Origin of the sequence: Microcoleus sp. D3_18_C4 (assembly GCF_036702355.1) — a bacterium.
Classification (GTDB): Bacteria; Cyanobacteriota; Cyanobacteriia; order Cyanobacteriales; family Microcoleaceae; genus Microcoleus.
In genome coordinates this window covers 44,326-65,889 of the sequence record NZ_JAUBTF010000030.1, presented here as the reverse complement: position 1 = coordinate 65,889, position 21,564 = coordinate 44,326, and the positions used below count along the sequence as shown (strand labels likewise).

16 protein-coding genes are annotated in these 21,564 nt (G+C 46.7%); 6 read left to right on the top strand and 10 right to left on the bottom strand.

What is annotated here, in order from left to right; all coding sequences use genetic code 11:
• Positions 1 to 37: 37 nt before the first annotated feature.
• The 4 genes from QUA90_RS16300 to QUA90_RS16285 form a co-directional block, all read right to left on the bottom strand.
• The gene (locus QUA90_RS16300) at positions 38 to 1,072 is read right to left on the bottom strand and encodes a patatin-like phospholipase family protein (RefSeq protein WP_333323972.1); all 1,035 of its coding nucleotides are present in this window, start codon (positions 1,070 to 1,072) and stop codon (positions 38 to 40) included.
• Positions 1,073 to 1,165: 93 nt separating this feature from the next.
• The gene (gene mtnB / locus QUA90_RS16295; RefSeq protein ID WP_333323970.1) at positions 1,166 to 1,786 is read right to left on the bottom strand and encodes a methylthioribulose 1-phosphate dehydratase; all 621 of its coding nucleotides are present in this window, start codon (positions 1,784 to 1,786) and stop codon (positions 1,166 to 1,168) included.
• Between the two features lie 249 nt (positions 1,787 to 2,035).
• Positions 2,036 to 2,704: an HAD-IB family phosphatase gene (locus tag QUA90_RS16290; RefSeq protein ID WP_333446525.1), complete on the bottom strand. Its 669-nt coding sequence runs from the start codon at positions 2,702 to 2,704 to the stop codon at positions 2,036 to 2,038.
• Positions 2,705 to 2,837: 133 nt separating this feature from the next.
• Positions 2,838 to 3,668 carry a Crp/Fnr family transcriptional regulator gene (locus QUA90_RS16285; RefSeq protein WP_445242779.1) on the bottom strand — a complete coding sequence of 277 codons (831 nt, stop codon included), beginning with the start codon at positions 3,666 to 3,668 and terminating at the stop codon, positions 2,838 to 2,840.
• Between the two features lie 363 nt (positions 3,669 to 4,031).
• On the opposite strand from QUA90_RS16285, the gene QUA90_RS16280 reads away from it, so the two are divergent.
• Entirely contained in the window at positions 4,032 to 5,012 is a 981-nt protein-coding gene (locus tag QUA90_RS16280; protein ID WP_333323964.1) for a DALR anticodon-binding domain-containing protein, read from the top strand.
• Between the two features lie 372 nt (positions 5,013 to 5,384).
• Entirely contained in the window at positions 5,385 to 6,920 is a 1,536-nt protein-coding gene (locus QUA90_RS16275; RefSeq protein ID WP_333323962.1) for an MFS transporter, read from the top strand.
• A 405-nt stretch (positions 6,921 to 7,325) separates the two neighbouring features.
• Here the strand turns inward: QUA90_RS16275 and QUA90_RS16270 are convergent, their stop codons facing one another.
• The 3 genes from QUA90_RS16270 to QUA90_RS16260 form a co-directional block, all read right to left on the bottom strand.
• A complete protein-coding gene (locus QUA90_RS16270; RefSeq protein WP_333323960.1) occupies positions 7,326 to 8,486 on the bottom strand; it encodes an ATP-binding protein in 1,161 nt (386 codons plus the stop codon).
• Complete coding sequence (locus QUA90_RS16265) at positions 8,483 to 8,854, bottom strand: response regulator (protein WP_333081550.1); 372 nt, start codon at positions 8,852 to 8,854, stop codon at positions 8,483 to 8,485. The genes QUA90_RS16270 and QUA90_RS16265 overlap by 4 nt, the downstream gene beginning before the upstream one ends.
• Before the next feature lie 435 nt (positions 8,855 to 9,289).
• On the bottom strand, positions 9,290 to 10,753 hold the full coding sequence (locus QUA90_RS16260; RefSeq protein ID WP_333081552.1) for an ATPase domain-containing protein: 1,464 nt from the start codon (positions 10,751 to 10,753) through the stop codon (positions 9,290 to 9,292).
• A 97-nt stretch (positions 10,754 to 10,850) separates the two neighbouring features.
• Between QUA90_RS16260 and QUA90_RS16255 the strand changes: the two genes are divergently transcribed.
• The 3 genes from QUA90_RS16255 (at position 10,851) to QUA90_RS16245 (ending at position 14,307) form a co-directional block, all read left to right on the top strand.
• Positions 10,851 to 12,287 (top strand): FAD-binding oxidoreductase, encoded by a 1,437-nt coding sequence (locus QUA90_RS16255; RefSeq protein ID WP_333446522.1) that lies wholly within the window; start codon positions 10,851 to 10,853, stop codon positions 12,285 to 12,287.
• 326 nt (positions 12,288 to 12,613) lie between these two features.
• Positions 12,614 to 14,023, top strand: coding sequence for a heterodisulfide reductase-related iron-sulfur binding cluster (locus QUA90_RS16250; protein WP_333446520.1), 1,410 nt, complete (start codon positions 12,614 to 12,616; stop codon positions 14,021 to 14,023).
• A 65-nt stretch (positions 14,024 to 14,088) separates the two neighbouring features.
• Entirely contained in the window at positions 14,089 to 14,307 is a 219-nt protein-coding gene (locus QUA90_RS16245) for a hypothetical protein (RefSeq protein ID WP_333323952.1), read from the top strand.
• Between the two features lie 84 nt (positions 14,308 to 14,391).
• Here QUA90_RS16245 and QUA90_RS16240 read toward each other — a convergent pair whose 3' ends face one another.
• Positions 14,392 to 16,632 (bottom strand): beta-propeller domain-containing protein, encoded by a 2,241-nt coding sequence (locus QUA90_RS16240; RefSeq protein WP_333446544.1) that lies wholly within the window; start codon positions 16,630 to 16,632, stop codon positions 14,392 to 14,394.
• Between the two features lie 839 nt (positions 16,633 to 17,471).
• Here QUA90_RS16240 and QUA90_RS16235 point away from each other — a divergent pair.
• Positions 17,472 to 17,987: a phycobiliprotein lyase gene (locus tag QUA90_RS16235; RefSeq protein WP_333081569.1), complete on the top strand. Its 516-nt coding sequence runs from the start codon at positions 17,472 to 17,474 to the stop codon at positions 17,985 to 17,987.
• A gap of 128 nt (positions 17,988 to 18,115) precedes the next feature.
• Here the strand turns inward: QUA90_RS16235 and QUA90_RS16230 are convergent, their stop codons facing one another.
• Positions 18,116 to 18,787 carry a hypothetical protein gene (locus tag QUA90_RS16230; protein ID WP_333446518.1) on the bottom strand — a complete coding sequence of 224 codons (672 nt, stop codon included), beginning with the start codon at positions 18,785 to 18,787 and terminating at the stop codon, positions 18,116 to 18,118.
• A 118-nt stretch (positions 18,788 to 18,905) separates the two neighbouring features.
• Complete coding sequence (locus QUA90_RS16225) at positions 18,906 to 21,437, bottom strand: DUF3769 domain-containing protein (RefSeq protein WP_333446516.1); 2,532 nt, start codon at positions 21,435 to 21,437, stop codon at positions 18,906 to 18,908.
• Between the last annotated feature and the right edge of the window lie 127 nt (positions 21,438 to 21,564).

Sequence of the window (21,564 nt, the reverse complement as noted above, 5' to 3'; positions counted from 1 at the left end):
TTTCCCAATCTAAAATCTAAAATCTAAAACCCTAGGACTACTCCGCAAGTAATAAGTCGATAAACTTATCCAACTGTTCATTATTCTTGTCAGCTTGCTCTTTGCCAATTCTCAGCAGGTCTGATATTTTCTCTTCCGAGGCATCATCAATCTGCAGCGGTTGTTCATGGCTCAAATCGGGAGTAATTCTCAAATATTGATTCGGTCTTTCAACCGCATCATAAATTTGGATGAGTTGATAATTTACAGTTTCCGCAACTCCCGTCATCATGATATTAATTAAAGGCTCAACCCACTCAACTTGACCCCAATTTTTAACTTTTTCGTAGGGAAACTTTTTCTGAGCTTCTCCAGTTCCCAAGGATAAAATTACCATATCTTTGGCTGTCGGGCTTTTTTCGGGGCTATCGTCAGGAATTCTGAATTTATTTCTAACTTCTGCATAGGCACAAAGTGCCGGATTGTTTGCGAATACTCCCCCGTCAATTAAAGCATAGCATTCATTGCTAAACGAGTAGATTTTAGAAACCTCAAAATAAGAGGGAGCTGCCGATGTGGCTCTGACGATATCTCTAATAAAATAGTCTTCTGCTGGACCTTTTTTAGCATCTATTTGATCGAAAAAGTGAGCTTTTCTCCTTTCGATGTCGTAACTGGAAATTAAACAAGGTTTTAGCAGTTCGCTGAGTTTGTAATCTCTAAAATTTTCCCAAAATAATTTTTCTAAGGGATCGCTGGGATATTTCTCATCTCTCAAACCATCTAGAGATCTGACTTTTTGCCACAATGAAGTCTGGAAAACGTCGCGGCCACTCTTAATCGAAAAATTAACAGCGTCTTGGGCCGCCCACCGAGGCCTGCTGGGATTTTCGGCATCGGGACACAAATAGATGCAAGTTAAAATTCCTCCCGCACTCGTGCCGGCGATTAAATCAAAATAGTCAGCTATTCTCGCATCTGGGTTGCCACTTTTTTGTTGCAGCTTTAACTCAACGCTAACTAAAACTTGCGCGGGAATAATTCCTCTAATTCCGCCTCCATCTATCGATAAAATCCTGGTATATTTAGCCATAAATGTTGTCTATTTTGGACGTTTGCTCGTTTCCTAATTTCAAATTCCTAAGCCTCGGAATTCATGCACAGCTCAATCTCTACTATCAAATCTTCAATCTAAATTTAATTGGCGGGCTGCGATCGTATAGCGAAAAATGTATTCTACAATTTCTACGTAATTGTAGGCAGCGGCTGGCGAGTCTGCCCAGACTGTGATGCCGTGATCGCGAATTAACAAAGCGGGTACAGAGGGCGCACAAATGGCAAAGAATTCGCAAATTTCCTTGGCTATCTTAGGGACTTCTAAATAATTTGTAAAGAGGGGTATCGACACTTGCGGGTTTTCCTCCCACACCCCCAAACCTTTCAGCATTTCGATCGCGGGTAAAGGCACTGCATCTCCTACAGTCAGCCGAGAAACTAAATTTGCCTCGATGGAGTGGACGTGATAGCAAGCTTTAGCGTCTGGAAAACAATTGTAAACGGCTAAATGAATGCTGGTTTCGGCCGAAGGGCGGCTGTCGGCAACAGGTTGCTCGACAATTGCGCCGTCTGAACTCATTCTGATAAAATCTTGTTCAGTTAACTGCCCTTTCGCACGGCCGCTAGCAGTAATCCAAAAACTGCCATCGGGTAAGCGGGCTGAAAGATTACCAGCAGTCCCAACCATCCAACCGCGATCGTAAAAATGTTTGGCTGCTGCAATTAAATCTGATCTTAAATCGCCACTCATTCTTTACAAATCCTCAGTTTTTAATCTACTTTTTGCGTTAATAGAAATTGTGCTGGCCTATCTAAACGTAGGGTAATCCGTACACACCTTATATCAAATTCGGTAGCATCGGACTTATCTGCACGGGGGCGGGTTTATTATATTGTTTATTATGGGCAATTTATTGTTGGTGAACCCGCCCCTACAAAATTTAACATCATACAATACCGAGGCAAACGGAATTTATATTACCTGAGAAAGGCGATAGTTTCAATTCCATTTTTGGGACAAATTTTCCAAAATGTCAAAAAAATTATCCCATTTAGTATAAGGCTTTTGTTGTTCGTCTAGATACTCGGCAAGCCGATCGCGCGCAAACACCGACGAAGCCTGCAAAGCCATATTAAAATCCGTCAGCGAATCTCCAATCGCCACCTGTTCCTGGGCCGGGTGCTGGCCCATCACCCGCACCTTAGACACCAATTCTTCATCTCCTTCAAACTCAGAATTGACTTGCAAGCGAGGGCCACTAGCGTCCACATCCACAGCGTAAATAACGCTCGCCCGCTTTACCAAATCGCCCATTACCGTCTCTACCATAATCCGAAGACCGCCGGAAACGATCGCAAAATCTACCTTTTTCTCGTCCAAAAAATTCAGCAATTCCACCAATCCCGGCCGCATCAGCTTTGCCCTAGAAAATTCCACAATTTCCCCGTAACGTTCCGAGGGAATAGACTCTAGTAACTGCCGCACTCCCGATCGCAAACTCAGCCTTCTAGCGTATATTTCAGGCATCAGTTGAGACGACAGTTCCGGTGCGAAATGCTTGAGCATTGCCACAAAAGTTTCTTCAACAGTTATCGTGCCGTCAAAGTCGCAGAATACCACCCGTTGCTGATTGTTCGGGATTGAAGATTTTTGCTTGTCATCGGTCATTGTCAGTCGCACCTTTCAAGAACGGGAAAATTTTACACAATTCATCCTACACTGTCGAGTGATCGAGCGCGACTGCCCAAAACTAATCGTGACGCGCTGTTTGTTAGCAATTTCCCGCCGGATTTTATGCAGATTATTCGAGAGAATCTTCATCATCCAGGGAATCATCCAGGGAATCTTCATCTTCCAGGGAATCTTCATCTTCCAGGGAATCTTCCAAGGAATCTTCTACGTCCTGCTTTTGGTTTTTTGTCTTTTGGGGGTTAGACTTAGCCGGCAAACAGATTAAATTATCATCCTCAGTATTAATCAAACCTTTCGATCGCAACTTACCCATCAGCCGCGTCACCGTCACCCGCGTTGAGCCGATTGCGCTGCCAATTTGAGCGTGCGTCAAAGTCCAAGGCAGCCGGTAGCCCCGAACCACCTCTGGTTCGTCGTCACCTACGTAAGGTTCGCCGAACTCCTCGATCAACAAAGTGAGAAACCCCAACAGTCGGTCGATCGTCCGGCGCTGTCCCAAAGTGCTCAGCCAGAGCAGTTTCCGCTGGTGTTGGTAACGAAACGCATCCAAAATTTCTCTACGAAAGTGAGGCCAATTATCCAAGTCGTGCCAATACATCCACACTACGTGAGTTTGATCGGCATGAGCGTAAGCTTGGAGAGTAAACGGAGACTGAGCAACGAGTTCAAAGGGCTGACCGGCACCGACGAAGCCCAAAAAAGCTTCTTCTGTAGTTTTGTCAGCGGATTTTGACTTTGCCGCTGCGGCGCTAACTTGAGCGCTGCCTACGAGCCGCACAGAACCTTTCTGGACTAAATAGAGCAGTCCGGGTCTTGCCGGAATCCGCTCGTCTTTGCTAAAAGTCCGGCAGCGGTAGTGTTCCTGGGCCCAGTCGATAATTCGCTGCCAAGTGATAAAAGGTCGATCGATAGTCTCTAGATGTGTGGAAGTTGATTGCATAAGTGAGGCTCTGGGATATATTTAATAGTGTAATAGTGAGAAAAACAGCTTTTGCCAGCAATGCGATACCAAGTGAGACAACCAACCCCCGAGCGAGCTTGCACGCTTCTTAACTGTGCTGACTTTTCTTAGTTTTACCGAAAAATTCAATGTAGCAAAAAATACATCAAAATGGTAGAGTTCAGCAAAAAATTTGTCGTAAATTATTGTATATTTAGCAAAAAAATCGCTAGAAAACGTATTAATTCGATTTAGCGCCGATCGGGGGAGCCGATCGACTATCTCTGACATCAGCAGTTTAACGTACAAGAACAGTGGAAGTGGTAACAGTCGATCGTTGCTCTTACGGTAGGATGAGCCGATATGGATACAGCAAGTATGGAGCAGTGCCCGGAAGTTACAGTGAAGTGTTTCTTGCTTTCCAGGTTCCAAAGCGCGATCGCCCAGCAAGAGGCACTAGGGAAAATTCCATTAAATCTCATAGGTGACACCATTCTCAAGAACGGGCAAGATGCCCATTCCACAAGAGATGAATTTTCTTGTGGAACAGGCAAGATGCCTCTTGCTAAACAAGTAATTGAGAATGGTGCAATATTTCCGTTAAATCGGAGTAAAGATAGCGCCCGGGTGCTGTACGTGTCTGCGATCGCCCTGAAATTGGCTAAAACTTGGCAGCAGACACCGCAGACAATTGCGACCGAGTTGGCCGAAACTCTCGAACCGCTGTGCTACCCAGATTTCGCCGTTAAAGTCGCGCCGGCGGGAATTATTGAGCTGGAGTTGACTGATGCAGGTTTAGCCGTCTGGTTGCAACGTTTAGCTCAAACGAACCTCCCAATTCCCGAATCTAGAATATTATCTCCTGTTATGTGTGCCGATCGACTGTTTCCCATTCAGTACAGCCACGCGCGCTGCTGTTCCCTGCTGCGAATGGCCCACCGCGATCGCATAATTGTGCTCGCCCAGCCAGATGTCACTACAGCGCCACAAATTTGGTCGCTGGCAAGTCCAAATCCTATCCCTTGGATTGACGAGGGCGATCGACTGCGATTAGTGCATCCAGCCGAACGCAGTTTAATATCGCAACTGTTAACAGTGCTAGACAATATATATCCTATTTTTGAGGTAAAAAACCGCGAAAAACCTGTCAATGATTTCAAATTAGCCAGTAGTTTGAGCGAAGCATTTCAGACTTTTTACACCCACTGCCGAATTTGGGGAGAAGTCAAAATAAGACAGCCAAAACTCGCCCAATCCCGATTAGGTTTAATATTAGCAACTCAATCTTTGTTGCGATTTATCCTAGAAGAGTTATTGAGCGCCCTTGCTCCTTTAGAACTTTGATTTAATCCTCATTATTTTTAGCAACATTTTTTCCTACTCAGAGGTGGCTTTCCCCAAGTTCCCTTGACTTCTTCCATCGGAAAATTTCTCTATTTTATCTGGATAGCGATGAACCATGCAGTAAGCTAATGTCGCATAGAAAATTTCTCAAAAATTAGCTATTTCTTGACAATTTTCCATCACTGATTAATAAAATTAATTTCTTTTATCTAAGTTGGATCGTCTTATTTTATTTTATTTTTTGAAGTAATCTTTCTTTGGGGTTCTTATACTGAGGATTTTTACCTGACCTCTATGGCTGTGCTCCTTAAAATACTTAATCTTATATTATACAATTAAGCTGCTACACAGCTTATCTATTGGCTATCCAGTATGCTCGAAAAACAAGAAAAAGAATACAGCTTAGTAGGAACGAATCCTCTCCCTCTTCAGGAAGAAATCCAAGAGGATATAGCCTTACCAGAGACGGTACTTCTGACCAATCGACCTCTAAAACTTTCCAAACCGGAAACTCGGTCAAGCCTCAGAGCACTAACTTTGGACGGTGTATTTGCTACGCTTTTTTACAGCATCATCGGCGGCGCGTTGCTCAGTAATTTCTTGCTCGATTTGGGGGCTGGTCCAGTGGAAATTGGTATGCTCGCCTCCATTCCTCAACTGGTAAATTTGCTCCAACCGTTCGGAGCTTATATAGGAGACCGAACACAGAGCCGCCACTGGTATTCCTTCTGGATTTTCGGAATGTCCCGACTGCTGTGGCTGATTCTCGTGCCAGCCCTTTGGTGGGGAGGCTCATTTCATCTGGCCCAACATCAGCTAGTGCAGTTGACATTGGCAATCATCTGGGTAAGTCAAGTCTTAGAATCTTTAGGTCGTGCTTCCTTCTTGAGCTGGTTAGCGGCGTTAGTACCTCAGCGGTTGCGCGGGCGGTATTTTGGCTTTCGCAATAGTGCTGTCAGCTTGACGAATCTCATTGGTGTGCCGTTGCTGGCTCTAGCGGTATCGAACTGGCCCGGTGGAAAGCTCCAAGGTTACAGTGCCATCTTGGTTTTAGGAATTGTGCTTGGCCTCATCAGTCTAGGTTGTCAGTTCTTTATGACCGATGTGAACCCCAAGCTTGTACACGTCACGCATTTAGATACAGGCGAAAAATCATCCACAGGGCCAATTTTTAGCTTTCTCAAGGAAGCCAATTTTTTAAAGTTTTTGCTTTACTCGGGTCTATGGAGCTTTGCCGTTAACGTCAGCGCGCCCTTCTTTAACCTTTACTTGCTGGATGACCTAAAGATAGATGTCAGCGTGGTAACGCTCTATAGCAGCTTAGGTGCTGGTGCTAACTTGCTGATGCTGGTTTTTTGGGGCCAACTGGCTGACCGGGTTGGGAACCGCCCGATCATGATAGTAGTGGGAATCTTGGTGGCTCTGACCCCTCTGCTCTGGCTAGAAGCTGGAACGGCTCCAATTTTCCTATGGGTCTGGTTCCCGCTGTTGCACATCATCGGCGGTGCAACGTGGGCGGCGATCGACCTGTGCAGTGGTAATCTCATGATGTCGGTGACACCACTACGTAATCAGTCGATATACTTTGCGATCGCAGCTGCGGTTCCTGGTGTCACTGGGGCAATGGGAATCACCCTTGGTGGCTTTATCGCTACTTTGACCAATCTCGGTGGCTTGCCAGGGGTGTTTGCCCTCTCAGCCGTCTTACGACTGGCGGCTCTCCTGCCCTTGGTTTTTGTTCGCGAGCAGCGTTCTGTGTCTGTGGGTAAGTTTTGGCTGCTCTTGTTGCCAGCTTGGTGGAGAAGAGTGGCGATTGAACCTGGAGACATCAGGTTTCAACCATTAATTGTTGAAGAGTTGGACTGTCCGCCTGAAAGCTCATGCGATCGCTCTTCAACTCTTGATTGATTGTAGTCCGACAATAATTCATAAAAGAGTTGATTAACCATTTTTAAAGTGTTAAAATACTCATCATATCCTCTAAGATGTGAGGGTTGTTGGGTCGCTTTTTTTCAGAAATATAAAGTCTGGCACCTGGGGATAAGTTTTGTATAGTATGTCATTATTTTTGGGTGGGTTCAACATTTATTACGATGCCGATCGAGCTTTGACGAACAATCGCCAATTCTCCCGCTCGTCGATCGCCAGTTATCCCGCTCGTTGATCACTTCTGGAACGACGCTGATCAATTTCATCACTTGACGATCGGCTGTTATCAGTTTTTTGAGGATACATCTCATGGTCACACTATCACCTATAGCCTCACCCAGGCGTCACATTCATCGATGACTATCCCAAATCCCTGCATTTAGTTTAAACCGTTGCAGGCGAGATTTGGTTTTTTCCAGGTTTTGCGATCGGCAGCGTTACTGTAAATGTACTGCCAACCCCTTCTTCACTGGTCAAAGTAATTTCGCCACCGTGCAAGTCCACGCATTTTTTAACAATGCTCAGCCCCAGTCCAGTACCGGGAATTCGACCGACATTTTTAGCCCGGTAAAATGAATCAAACAACCGTTCTTGGTCGGCGACAGGTATGCCAATTCCTGCATCCTGTACTGAAAAAATAGCCTCGGTTTCAGTAAGTTTTAATTCAAAAATTACTTCGGTATTTGGGGGAGAATACTTAATAGCATTGGACAGCAAATTGCCCAGAATTCGCCGGAGTAAGCTTACCTCCAAACACGCCATCGCGGATGGATTGTGATTTACAAAAATCAGCGTCACCCGGTCATTTTCAGGTTTCAACTTCAGGCTGTTCTGAAATTCCCCTACCAACTCATTACAAAACTTTGCTAAATCTATCGGTAGCAAGGAAAACCCGGTTTTTCCAGACTCAACACGCCCCAGCAGCAGAACATCATCTAATAACAAATCTATGCCTTTTGCGGCGGCTTGAGTTTTGTCTAGAAGTTCTTGGGTTTTCTCCTGTGTTAATGTCAACTTGTACTTGCTAAGAAGTTGTGTAGTGCCGATGATGAAATTCAAAGGATTGCGAACGTCGTGGGCAATCATGTACAGCAAAGAAGTTTTCATCTCGTTGAGTTCTTGGGCTGTTTGCAGAGTGCGATCGAGTTGGTCGTGAGACAATTTGAGAGTTAAAGACAACTGGCGCGAACGCAGCAAAATCTCCACCCGTGCTTGCAATTCGATCTTCTCGATCGGAGCGATAATCAAATCGTCAATGCTTTGCCAAATAAATTGCGTTGCCATTCCTACATCCGAGCGAGATGTAATCAAAAGAAAAGGCAAGCATACCGGTTGTTCTGCCTGTTTTTGGGCGGCTACCCATTCCCAGTGGCGTTTCAGGGAAATACCGTCAATTATCGCCAGGTCAAAAGATTGATTAAATGGTAAAAACTCCTCACTATTTTCTGTTGAGTTTGGCAGCAATACCTCATAGTAAACAGCTAACCATTCTAATAACAAGCGGCGATTTTCTTTCTGTTCGACAAGCAATAAAATTTGACTCACGCAGATTCTCCTAGCAATGTGTGCACAATTCCCAGCAAATCTCTAACGATCAAAGGTTTTACCAACATATTCCGAGCACCGTGGCAGAGGCTTTCGTGCTGAATGGCAGCGCTTTGTTTGGGCGAGAGTATCAGAAAAGGGATTTGGTGATTTCGCAGTTGTTCGCAGCACTCCCAAATCCGGCGATCGAAACCAGAAATATCTACTAAAGCCATCCCGATCCTAGCAGGCTGACTGATAGCTTGTGCAACATCTTCAAAGTTATAAGCCGCGATCATCTGGTATCCTTCTTTATTCAGAAATTGTGCTAATAGTTCCAAGTTTCGATGATTGCGGTCTACGGCTAAAATTATTGAGTTTTCATTCATCTATCAGCTTCCTTTGAATACGGGTTATACCATTTTAGATTTTAGATTTTAGATTTTAGATTTTAGAATGGGTAGTGACTGATTATATATGGGTTGGGATGTGGCCTAAAGTTGGATTCTTTTTTTATCTGGTATTAGCTTACTTTTCGGCGAGGGATTACATTGGTTTTCAGTTGAGTGAAGTACAGATGATCTGACACAGGACACGGCTCCGCGCCCTGTGCCCTACTCTATTTCATACAAGTGAAAACTGCTATAAAAGTCGAAAAATACACAAATTTACCAATATATTTAAGTTTTCCAGAACTTAGGCTAGTGGTGAGGTGCGCGGTGCGCCCCCTACAGGTAGTGGTGAGCTGCGCGCCCTACTCATTAGTAGATTCACGACTCCAAAATTAGCTGCACTTGCCCCAAAACAGCAGGACAAACCCCGATTCAATCTTGATCAGCTTCCCCCTCAATCCACACCGGCGCCGAACTCAAAATGCCCCGCAGCCCCGCTATCGGTTTGCTGACTTTGATGCCGTAGCGAGTAATCTCGAGTTCTCGCAGAGTTCTCTCGAAATTGCTGACTCGTTTTTTAATTACTCCGATCGCCTTGCGGATTTCTGTCCTATTATGCAGTTGGCGTTCCAGATAGCGTATAAACAGAAGATTATCCGCTAAATAGCTAATCCCGATCTCGGTCAGCCGAAAATCTCCGCTAATGGCTTCTACCTCATTAATCAAGATAACGGTGACTCCCATATTCTTCAGATACTTGCACAAAGCGTGCAAATTGTTCACCAAATCTTGCCCCTGCATCGAAAGCTGATAGCCAGAAATACTGTCAATCATCACAATCTGCGTCTTTTCCTGCTCCACCTCCTGGCGAACCATACAGGCAAACTGATCTGGCGAGTAGAGCAAAGGTTCCACAGGTATCACCGAAAGACTTCCTTGCCCCATCATCGCCCCAACCGGGATGTTAACTGATTCACAGCGCTTCAGCAGAGTAGAACTTGACTCCTCAAAAATGTAAACTACCGATCGTTCCCCCCTTCCTGCGGCTTCCTTCATAAACTGAACCCCCACCGTCGTTTTACCCACGCCGCTAGGCCCGCTAATCACCGTCACAGTCCCCCGTTCCAGTCCCCCGTGCAGTAGTTCGTCGATTTCTGGAACCCCAGAAGAAATCGCTTCCGCAACAAAATCCTGCTGATAATTGTCTGGCAGCAATCGCGGAAATACCTCCATACCAGCCTGAGTCAGGCGCAGCGAATGGCGGCCGCTGCGGAAGTTAGAGCCTCGCAGCTTGGTGACAGACACAGCGCGTCCTTCAGGGCGCAGTTCTAAATAAATTACTCCGTCGCTGATGAATTGCAAATCGTCGTCTGGAACACTTGATGTGCCTTCGGAGGTGAATACCACCGTCGCCCCCCCTTCCACCAAAAAGCGCAGAAAAGACAGAACTTGCTTGCGAAACTGAAACTCATCCGCAGCTAAGTAGCGAAATTGAGTTATCGCGTCCAAAAACACCCGATCAGGTTTTAGCGCCCGTACCTGTTCGATAATCTTTTGTGTAGTCGGTTCTCGCTCAACCTCGGAGGGGGAGAAAATGTCATAAGTCTGAACTTCTGTAAAGAATTCTGACGATGGGCTCAAATCGAGGAACGCCATCGCTTCCATATCAAAACCGAGACTTGTGGCATTGGCCCGCAATTGCGCTTCCGGTTCTCCTAAAGTAATAAACAGGGGCGTTTCTCCCAGAGCCACACCTGCTGCCAAAAAGTGAAAGCCCAGTGTAGTCTTGCCAGTACCGGGGCCCCCGCGCACTAAATAAGAGCGTTGAGGAATTAGGCCGCCGCCAATCACTTCGTTGAGACCGGTAATTCCCACAGAAAGTCGGTTTTGAGACATTTGTTTTTTCATGTTTTGAATATCGGGCCCGTATTAATATTTAATGGTTTTAGGCAGTGTTTTGATAATTTTTTTTACCGGGCGTCTCATAACCTTGATGAAATCTTTTTCTACCGAAAATTACGTAAGCATACAAGAATTAGAAAGTATTGTCGGGACTGCTGGCATCTGTCGCTGGCAAGATACAGAGCCATTTTGGCAAGAACGAGTAGAAAAAGCAGTTGCCCCCGACACGAAAATAGATTGTACCGTTTACCCGAATACTCAGGAAGAACTGGCGGCTGTCATTGCTTGGGCTGGGCAAAATCGCTGTGCCGTCTTGCCCTGTGGCAGTGGCAGCAAACTTGATTGGGGCGGTTTAGTTAAATTCGACTCCGATCCCCCCCAGCCCAGGGCGGGCACGGGGGCACCGCCCCTACCAAGGGGGGAGCAAGATGTTGTCAAAGTGGGTATTTTGAAGGGGAATTTAGGGGTATCTCCTGATGCAGCGGGGCTTGTGGCTGTCAGCACTTCGCGCCTCAATCGACTTGTACAGCACGCTGTGGGCGATTTAACCGTGACTGCGGAAGCGGGGATGAAGTTTGGGGATTTGCAACAAATTTTAGCTGCAGCAGGTCAATTTTTGCCGATTGATCCAGCATATCCGCAAGAGGCAACTTTGGGCGGCATTGTCGCTACTGCTGATGCGGGTTCCTTGCGGCATCGCTATCGGGGGGTGAGAGATTTGCTATTGGGAATTACCTTTGTGCGATCGGACGGTAAAATTGCCGTAGCCGGAGGTCGAGTTGTTAAAAATGTCGCCGGCTACGACTTGATGAAACTGTTTACTGGTGCTTACGGCACATTGGGCGTCATAAGTCAAGTAACTTTCCGAGTTTATCCGCTGCCTGAATCGTCGGGAACCGTAGTGCTGACAGGGGAAGTTAATGCTTTGTCCCAAACGGCTCAAATCTTATTATCCTCTGCTTTGACACCAACAGCCGTTGATTTGCTGTCACCTGAATTAGTCGCAAAATTAGGCTTAGGAAAGGGCACGGGATTAATCGTCAGATTTCAAAGTATCGCAGAAAGTGTTAAACAACAGTCAGCCCGCTTGCTGGAAGTTGGCGAAAAGTTAGGTTTGCAAGGCACTAGCTGCTGCGAGAATGATGAGCATCAGTTATGGCAAAGATTGCCAGAAACTATGTGGGATTCTGGCACAAAGTCGGCAATTATTTGCAAAATAGGAATCAGACCGTCGGAAGCTGTAACGACCATTAACGAATTGCCGGTACAGGACGCTTGGATTCATGCAGGCAGCGGTTTGGGGGTTTTGCGGTTTGAGAATGCGACGGCGGACAGGTTGTTGCAGGTACGCAGAGGGTGCCAAGCGAAAGGCGGTTTTCTGACTGTTTTAGCAGCGCCGACCGACATCAAGCAACAGTTAGAGGTTTGGGGCTATACTGGAAGTGCGATCGATTTAATGCGCCGGATTAAACAGCAGTTTGACCCGGAAAATCTCTTGAGTCCCCATCGTTTTATAAGCGGTATTTAGTTTAAACTTTGTAGTCAGGACTTCAGTTTTTTTTAATTCCTAGTCTGAATTATTGGTGTACCAGATTTTTTTTTAACGAACCCCGAAGGCGCGTTAGCGAAGCGGCGCGTTAGCGCTAGACCGCGAAGGAAGAGAAAAGAAGAGAAGTTTTTGTTGGGACGTTTAGGACGTTCTTAATTGCACTTTATCCATACGGTCGATTGCTTCTGAATTCTCTCCAGGATAACTAATTTTTTTTCTTCTTCCTTCTTCCTTCTTCCTGACATCTGTTACATCCGTCGAGCGAATCCGTTGCCGAACTTCCTTGTTCCTTCTTTCTGCCATATATGCAAACTTCAGAAAAATCTCAAGTTCCCAGCGACGATTTAAGACCTGCCAAAGAAAGCAATTTTCTAGCACAAAATCCCCACTTAGAAACCCTCGAAATCCCAGGTTTCGATGCCAATAATCCGCCTGACCCGAAATTAATCGATACTTGCGTACACTGCGGATTTTGCTTGTCAACTTGTCCGAGTTATCGCGTACTCGGCAAAGAAATGGATTCGCCCAGAGGCCGCATTTATTTAATGGATGCAATTAATGAAGGCGACGCACCTTTAAACGAAGCAACCTCACAGCATTTCGATACTTGTTTGGGCTGTTTGGCCTGCGTTACCACTTGCCCTTCTGGAGTTCAATACGACAAATTAATTTCCGCAACTCGCCACCAAGTTACTAGAAATCAGGAACGCACTTTTTCCGACAATGTAATTCGCACTCTGATTTTTAATCTCTTCCCTTATCCTCACAGATTGCGGCCTTTGCTTGTACCGCTGTTTATTTATCAAAAATTAGGACTGCCAAAAATTGTCCGCAAAACAGGTTTGCTGAAAAAAGTATTTCCTCGCTTGGCTGCGATGGAATCAATTTTGCCGAAAGTTACTGTCGATTCCTTCCGGGATAATTTACCAGAGGTAATTCCGGCACAAGGGGAGAAACGCTATCGAGTCGGCGTGATTTTAGGCTGCGTGCAGCGGCTGTTATTTTCGCCAGTGAATGAGGCTACGGTACGAGTTTTGACGGCTAACGGTTGCGAGGTTGTGGTTCCTAAAAGTCAGGGATGCTGTGCTGCTTTGCCGGAACATCAAGGCCAAGCGGAACAGGCAAAAGCTTTGGCGAGACAAATGATTGATAGCTTTGAAAATACTGGCGTTGATTTTGTGATTATCAACGCTGCTGGGTGCGGCCACACTTTGAAAGAATACGGTCATATTTTAGCAGATGACCCTGATTATCGGGAGAAAGCTGAAAAATTTGCTGTTAATGTTAAGGACGTGCAAGAGTTTTTGGCAAGTGCAGGAATTACGGCGAAACTCAATCCTTTGATTGACGGAGATTTGACAATTGTTTATCAGGATGCTTGTCATTTGTTGCACGGGCAAAAGATTAGTTTGCAGCCGCGTCAGTTGCTGCAACAAATTCCGGGGGTGAAGTTAAAAGAACCTGTGGATGCGGCTTTGTGCTGCGGGAGTGCGGGGGTTTACAATATGCTTCAGCCGGAGATTGCTGATGAATTGGGAGTGCAAAAGGTGGAGAATTTGCTGAATACTGGGGCGGAGTTGATTGCTTCTTCTAATCCGGGTTGTTCTTTGCAAATTAAGAAGCATTTGGAGTTGCAGGGAAAAACAGTTACTTTAATGCACCCAATTGAGCTTTTGGATTATTCGATTCGCGGGGTGAAGTTGCTGAGGAAGTAGTTTTGTAGGGCGGGCGGTGTCTGCCCTATTTTCGATGCGCCCCGCCTGTGAATGAGATTTTTTTAATGAATTGCAGGAATTCACAAACGGGACACCTGTTCCACAGAGGAGCGGCAGGTGAAGAGTGGCAAATTTATCGCCCTGACGGTCCACCGTTTACAAGTTATGAGGAGGTTTCTCGCAGCTTGGAACAAGCCGAACAGCGGGCAGAACAAGCCGAACAGCGGGCTGCTTTACTGGCAGAAAGACTGCGAGCGATGGGAATTGACCCGGAACAATTGTAAACTAGATTGGGAAAAGGGCGATCGCACTTTTAAATTTTAGCAAAAGTGCGATCGGCATAATAACTAATAACTAATGACTGATGACTATTTGCCCTCTTCTAACCTCAAAAAATGCACCTGTCCCGAAGCTTCCGCCACTACGATTGTCACCCCATCAGGTGCAATAGCGCAAGCTTTCAAAGCACTATCTCCCCTGAAACTAGCAATTACTTCTCGACTTAACAAATCCCAAACTTTGAGAGTATTATCGTCCGAAACAGAAATTGCCTTTGTTCCCATAGTCGCCACAGATGTTACCGCATCAGCATGACCTACCAAAGTAAAAACTTCTTTTCTACTTGACAAATCCCAAACTTTCAAATTGTGTTCCCGCCCGCCAGAAATCGCCCCTTTGCCATCCGCCGTAACTGCCACAGCATTCACAAAACTCTCATGACCTTTGAGAGTAAAAAGTAGATTTTTGACGGCTAAATTCCATAAATTTGCCAAAATATTCTTTTCTTTTCCCAAACTCCAAATTTTCAGAGTTTGGTCGCCGGAAGCCGAAATAATCCGCTTGCTGTCGGGAGTAACTGCCACGGCTTTTATCCCGTCCTCATGACCTGAAAAAGTAAAAAGTTCCTCTCCTGTTTCTAAACTCCAAACTTTAATAGTTTTGTCTCCCGAACCGGAAATCGCCATCGTTCCGTCCGCAGTCACTGCCACAGAATTTACCCAGTCTGTATGACCAGTGAAAGTAAAGATTTCTTTTCCGGTTTCTAGATTCCAAACTTTCACAGTTTTGTCGCCGGAACCCGAAACTACTCGCTTGCTATCCGGTGTAGTTGCGATCGCTTTTACCCAATCTTGGTGTCCAGAAATAGTAAAAATTTCCTGTCCGTTTTTGAGATTCCAGACTTTAATGCTGTTGTCTCCTGAACCGGAAATCGCTTTCGTACCGTCCGCCGTCACTGCTACAGCATTTACCCAGTCATCGTGACCTGCAAATGATAAATTTTCTTTGCCTCTTTCTAAGTGCCAAACTTTGAGAGTTTTGTCAGAGGAACCAGAAACTATCCGCTTGCCGTCGGGGGTAACAGCCACAGCATTCACTGGGGCGATGTGATTGGTAAAAGTGAAAAGTTCTTCTTTTGTTTCCAGATTCCAAACTTTCAGCGTTTTGTCACCTGAAGCCGAAATTACCCGTTTGCCGTCGGGACTGACTGCCACAGCTTGAACGAAACTGCTGTGTTTTCCTAAAGTGAAAAGTTGCTTTCTTTCTGACAAACTCCAGACTTGAACAGTTCCGTCGTAACTGCCGGAAATTATGAGATCGCCGTCGGGAGTAACTGCTACACTTTTTACCCAGTCTTCATGACCCGTGAGAGTAAAAACTTCTTTTCCAGTTTCTAGGTTCCAGACTTTCATGCTGTTGTCTCCCGACCCGGAAATCAACCGTTTGCTATCAGGAGTTACGGCTACGGACTGGACAAAACTGCTGTGACCTTTGAAGTTAAAAATTACTTCTCTGCTTGTCAAATCCCAAACTTTAATACTGCCATCCCAAGAACCTGAAATTACTCGCTTGCCGTCGGGAGTTACTGCTACTGCTTCTACGGCAAAAGTATCGCCTGCAAAGGTAAATATTTCTGTCCCTGTTTCTAAATCCCAAATTTTAATCGTATTGTCCCAAGAACCGGAAATTACTTTAGTGCCGTCGGGGGTGATAGCTACAGCATTGACGTAGGTAAGATGACCTTTGAGGGTGGCAAGTTCTTCTCCTGTTTCTAAGTGCCAAATTTTGAGATTGTGGTCAGAGGAGGCAGAAATTGCCCGCTTGCCGTCGGCGGTGATTGCTACAGCTTGTACCCAGTCTGTATGTCCGGTGAGGGTACGCAACAATCTCCCGCCAGGAGGGGTAAAGCTGGGCGTTAGCGGTCGCAGCCAGGGGGTTGTTTGGTGTTGTGCCTGTGCTAGCATTGCTTGAATTTCTGGACTTTCAAAGCACATCAAGCGGGCTATTAGTTGGGTGGCTAGTTGGCTTTTATCTGTGGCTAGAATGTGGGCAGACAGCCGAATAGCTTCTTGGATTAATTTGAGTTGGTCGGCTTTTTTGTCTGAGATAATATCGGGACTTGTTGCTAAATCGTAATCTTCTATTAGCGCCTGTACTCCCGATGCTGACAGCTTGGCTTTAATAAAGTTGTAATCTGTTAGTAAGCTGTATAATTTTTCGCTGTCTGAATTCGCTGCTAGCTGACTTGGCAGGATTTCCAGGTAGTGCGTCTGTTCTGCGGGCTCCATTTTATCCAGCCCTTGTTTAAACTCGGTCATAAATTTACGGATGTGTTTTTTAAATGTATGCGATCGCTAGCTGCACCCTACCGAAAAGCCGATCGAGAATCTTGTCTCTTAGACTTAGCATGACATATTTGAATGCTATGTGCTACGGGCTTGCTGTCCTCGGTTTGGTGATGGTTCGATGAATTGCTTGTTTTTTAGTCGGAGTCTGCTTTGAGAATTTTCAAGCAGTGCGATTACAATAAATCGTCGCTAATATAATTAAACTCAGCAACGCCCAATTTACCGATCAATTGACAAAAGCTCACATATATCGTTGCTTTTCTTAACATAGCTGGTGTTTGGGCGATGATGGTCGCTCGATCAGCACTGTCAATCGATTTTAGATTTTAGATTTTAGATTTTAGATTGAAGCCTTGACCCCACGGATAAATTCGGGGGGCAAGTTTCTCGGATACAAGTTTTTTATTTCTGGACGGATGAATCCGGGGGCTTGTATCCTGGATGCTTTCGGTCAAAGCTAAAAAATTTCAGGTATCGTAATCCTATTTAATGTGCGAAAAAGACTTTTTATAACGAAAATATGATGGCGGATGCTCTAATTTTCTGTCAAGTCGGCCACATCAGCGAGGCAGATGTCCCCCCTGGTTGGGTTTCGTACCAGGGCGGCATCTGCAATCTGTTTCACCCAAAGCTCTCAGAAAGCTTTGCAGGTGCGCCCCCTTCCTCTAAAATATAGAAAAGGACTTGCACTCTTAAACCGGGTTTCTAGACAAAATCATTGGTTTGACCGCTAGGTACGTAGGAAGAAACCGGGTTTCTGACTCCATAGCGCGCAAGTCACGATCGCAAATAAAGCAGTATTGACTTTAGAGACAAATTTCATGGATGTTATCGAGTTTTTCGAGTTAAGTGCAGGCAAATGGTTTTCTCAGCGTACCGTACACAATCTCAATTCTGGGGAATTGCAGGCCGGTAAATCCGACCTCAAAATAGAACTACTGACAGCTAGCGATGCAGCAGTCGTCAAACTTTGCCAACAACACTCGATTAACCCGGCTTCAACTGGGCTAAAGGGCGTTCGGATTAGTTGGGACGGTATTCCCGATCGCGACAAAGCTAAACAAATCGGTTCTACAATACTAGCGATCGTACCAAACCCCGACAATCCAAGCGAAGGCAAAGTGTTGCAAGACAAGGGTAATAGTCGCTACGTGATGGGCGACGACGTGCTGACATTGATTACAGAATCAGACACCCTCCATGCCGAAGAAAGGCTGTGGTATCTCATGCCCAATTTGCGGCTGCGGACTAGCTTTGTTAAGCAAGCTAACGGTACGGAACAAGCTTCTTTTTGTTCGGAAATTCGGATGGGAGTAAGTGCCCCAAGTGAAAAGTGAAAAATAACTATCTATAGCGGTTCTTAAGCGTTGTGAGGTATGGGGGCGAGTCCTATGCCCTATTATGCCCTATGCCCTATGCCCTATGACCACCTCATGTTACTGAGAAAGGCTATAGTTCCCAAAGTTTAAACTCTATTTCTGCTTTCTCCCTTCTTTCTTCGGCCTTCTCTGGCAATCGCTTTTAACTTGGTATGAAAATCAGTGTGTTTGACAACTGGGAATGATTTTGCCACAGGTTTGTCCGCTAATTTTTGCTCGGCTTCGGCTCGATCGGCGAGGGCGGTAACAGCCACATCTTCATATACAACAAATTCTGTATTTTCTTTTGTGCGATCGTCGGCTGCGGGCAATTTTCCTGTTTCCTCTGCCTCTGTGTTTGGGACTTCTGCATGAAGCGCCACATCAAGTTGCGCCTCTGAGCTCCCAAGCAAATCTAACTCTGCGGCAGTTACTTTGGATTCCGGGTCAGATAAAAGTATATCTTCCTGTGGTAGTTGAGCAGCATTTTCCCCGGTTAAATTTTGAGGAAAATTATTGCATACCAAGCGTTCAAACTCGCGATTGAAATGATAGAGAGGTTGACCTATCCGATGCCACATACTCAATAGCTGTCCCACAGAAACAGCCTTGTAGCGGCCTTGATAAAGCGCTTCAACCACTGCTAAACGCAGCCAATAGCCGGGATACTTGGTCAGCCATTCACCCGCCAATTTCTCGGCTTTTTTGCCACCTAGGTCAAAACCGTAGTGAACCAGCAGAGCCGCTGCTTGTGCAGATATTGCGGTCACTTCTGTCATTTGTTGTCTATTGACTGTTGACTGTTATCTGTTGACTGTTGACTGTTGACTGTTTTCTGTTGACTTTTGACTGTTGGTTCCAAATTCCCAATGACCAATGCCCAATTAGCAAATTGAATTAATCGGATAAACGCACCCCTCCTTCTACAGTTCGCGCGTCCCCGGAAAAAGGTTCGGGAGTCCCATTCCAGTTGAAGTCGCTAACTCTAAAAGTCAGGCTGCCGACTTGACGCTCAGGATTAAAACGCAAAATGATTGCGTAGCTGCGGCGACTGTATTCTAAAGTGTAATTCGTACTGATTGTTTCCCCGCTTTCTAAATTAATAGCACTTTGAAATCCAACTCGAAAGCCTCCGTAAACTTGCTGGACAAGTCCAAAAGACAGGACTCTCAAATCTACTAAGCGATCAAATAAAAACGGCGATATACCGTCCCGTCCCACCTGGGTATAAGTCACGTTAAAACCAGTGTAATCGAGGAAAGGGCGGGAGAAATGGCCGAACTGCCCTTGAATGCCGACGCTGCCGGCGAGGGAATTTTGTCTGTCGCCACTGCTGTAATAAGTTCCAACCCCCCGGAGTCCCAAGGCCAGTTGCAAGAAAGGAACCACCGGCGTCCGCGTATACCTCAAACCCTGGGTGGGAGTGCGAGGCAGCGGTTCGCCCTCCCACAGGTTGAAGCCGCGACTCAAGGCAAAGCTGAGCTGGGAACGCCCCAGATCGACGCGGTTGTTTTCCCGCACTGGTTCGAGCAAGTCTGCTTGATCGGTGTCAGCATTGATAAATTGATACCCAGCTTGGTAGCTGAGATTGATGCCCGTGCCTCCGAGTGGGATGACTGGGGAAGTCAGGACTGCCCCCAGGCTGCTCTGCACGGTTTGATAGCCCAGAGAACCGTTAAACAGTCGATCGCGATAACTGTATTCTGCTGCCAGAGTGTGAGTGCCGATCAACTGTCGCAGGCGCAAATTGCCCCTAAAGCTGTCTTCCGGCAAGTTCGGGAAATTTTCAAAACTCAGAAATATTGCCGATCCGTCCAGGCTGGTGCGCGGGCCGAGACTAGCGCCCAACCTCGCTTTCAGCCCGTAGCTATCGGGAGACAACGGATTGCCACCGTTCTCTGCCACGATCCGCTGCAGGTAAATTTGGGGTGTCAGAGTCAGTCGCACCGGCCCGTTTTGCAACACCTCAAAACCGCACTCGGCATACAAACCGCCTCTTTCGCCCCCGTCGTAGCCAAAGGTCAAACACGGGCCGTTTTGCTGCCGGCTGTCAAACACTTGCCTGCGGGGATACACGGGTATTTTCACCCGGTTGTCGAACACCAAGCGGGGTTTAGTTGTGACCAATTCCTCTGCCGTGGGCGAAATCCTTCTAATCGTCGCCCTCCGGGCCCTGTATTCAAATTCCGGCGGGGAAAACGGGTCGTTAGTAAGCCGAATGTTGGTTGCTACCCTCGCGCCGTCTGGTAGCAGTTCGATGCGTTCTGCTTCAAAGCGGATGCGGTTGACGGCACCAGTAACTTGGGGGGCTGCTAGCTGTCCACCGCCACCGAGAGTCACTGTAGCAGCGCCGGGGGATTTGACTCCGCGCAGGGGCTGCTGGCTGGTAATTCGATCGCTCAGGGGCTGTTCAAGAATCGTCCCGGCACTAATATCTGTCGGCAGTGTGGGAGTCAATTCGCTACCTGCTGCGGGCAGGAATATTTCGCCCCTGGCTTGTTCGACTGCGCCGCTGTTGAGGCCAAGATTGAACTCCATCCGCTGACCGCGCACTACTTGTTGGCCGCGGGTATAGGCGACATTGCCGGATGCTACCACTTGGCGGGTGACTAAGTTGACGATCGCTCGATCGGCATCTATCACAGTTTGCCGGAACCGCACAACGACATTACCAACCGCCGTGACAATTTGCTGCTTGTCGTCGAATTCTTGGCTGTCAGCCTTAACTTCAATAGTATCGGCCGGACTCACCGGAAAAGGCACCGTCCGCTGAGAAGGGGCGGTGCGGACTCCCGGCGGCGCGGCTGGTTTAGGTTTCGGTGTCGGGGCAGCGGGGGTTCTGGGTGCGGGGGCAGTTCCTGGTGTGGGAATGTCGAACTGCTGTTGCCCGCTGGGTGCTGGTTCTAGCGCGGGTTCTGGAACGGGAATCTCCGCAGGTTCGGGAGAGTTATCTTCTAACTGCCGGCCTTGGGTCTGATACCAACTTTCCTGCTTTCGGACAACATTCCCATCCTGTTGTTTCTGCGCCTCTGCGCTTCGTTTTTGATTGCGAATGGCAATGGCATTTTCTACCGAACCCAATGGGTAAGCCGTAAACGAGGAATCTTTCGGATTTTCCGCAGTTTCGGGTTCTCTCACAGGGGCCTGACGCTGAAATCCCACCACTGCCTCGCCGCTTTCCACTGCAGCTAAGGGGTCGGCGATTTCTGGAAGCTGGTCGGTGGCTGGGGTGGTGCCCCGGAGTGTGGCTGCGGGTTTTTCTGGGGCCGGTGTGGGTTCTGGCTGAACGATATCTGGGCTTGGTTCCGGTATTTCTGCGGGGTTGCGGAGGGTGTCTCCATCGCCGGCCGCGACAGTGAGGGCGACTTTTTTTGGCTTTGCGATGTAGATGATGCCAGGGGGTTCTGGCGGCGGTACCGGATAGGGCATAGTTACAACAGGTAAGTCATCCGATTTTAGATTTTAGATTTTAGATTTTAGATTTTATAGGGTGCAAATTATTGAAAATTTTGCATCTAGAAGGCAACTGTTTAAACATTAATCTGATATCTAAAAT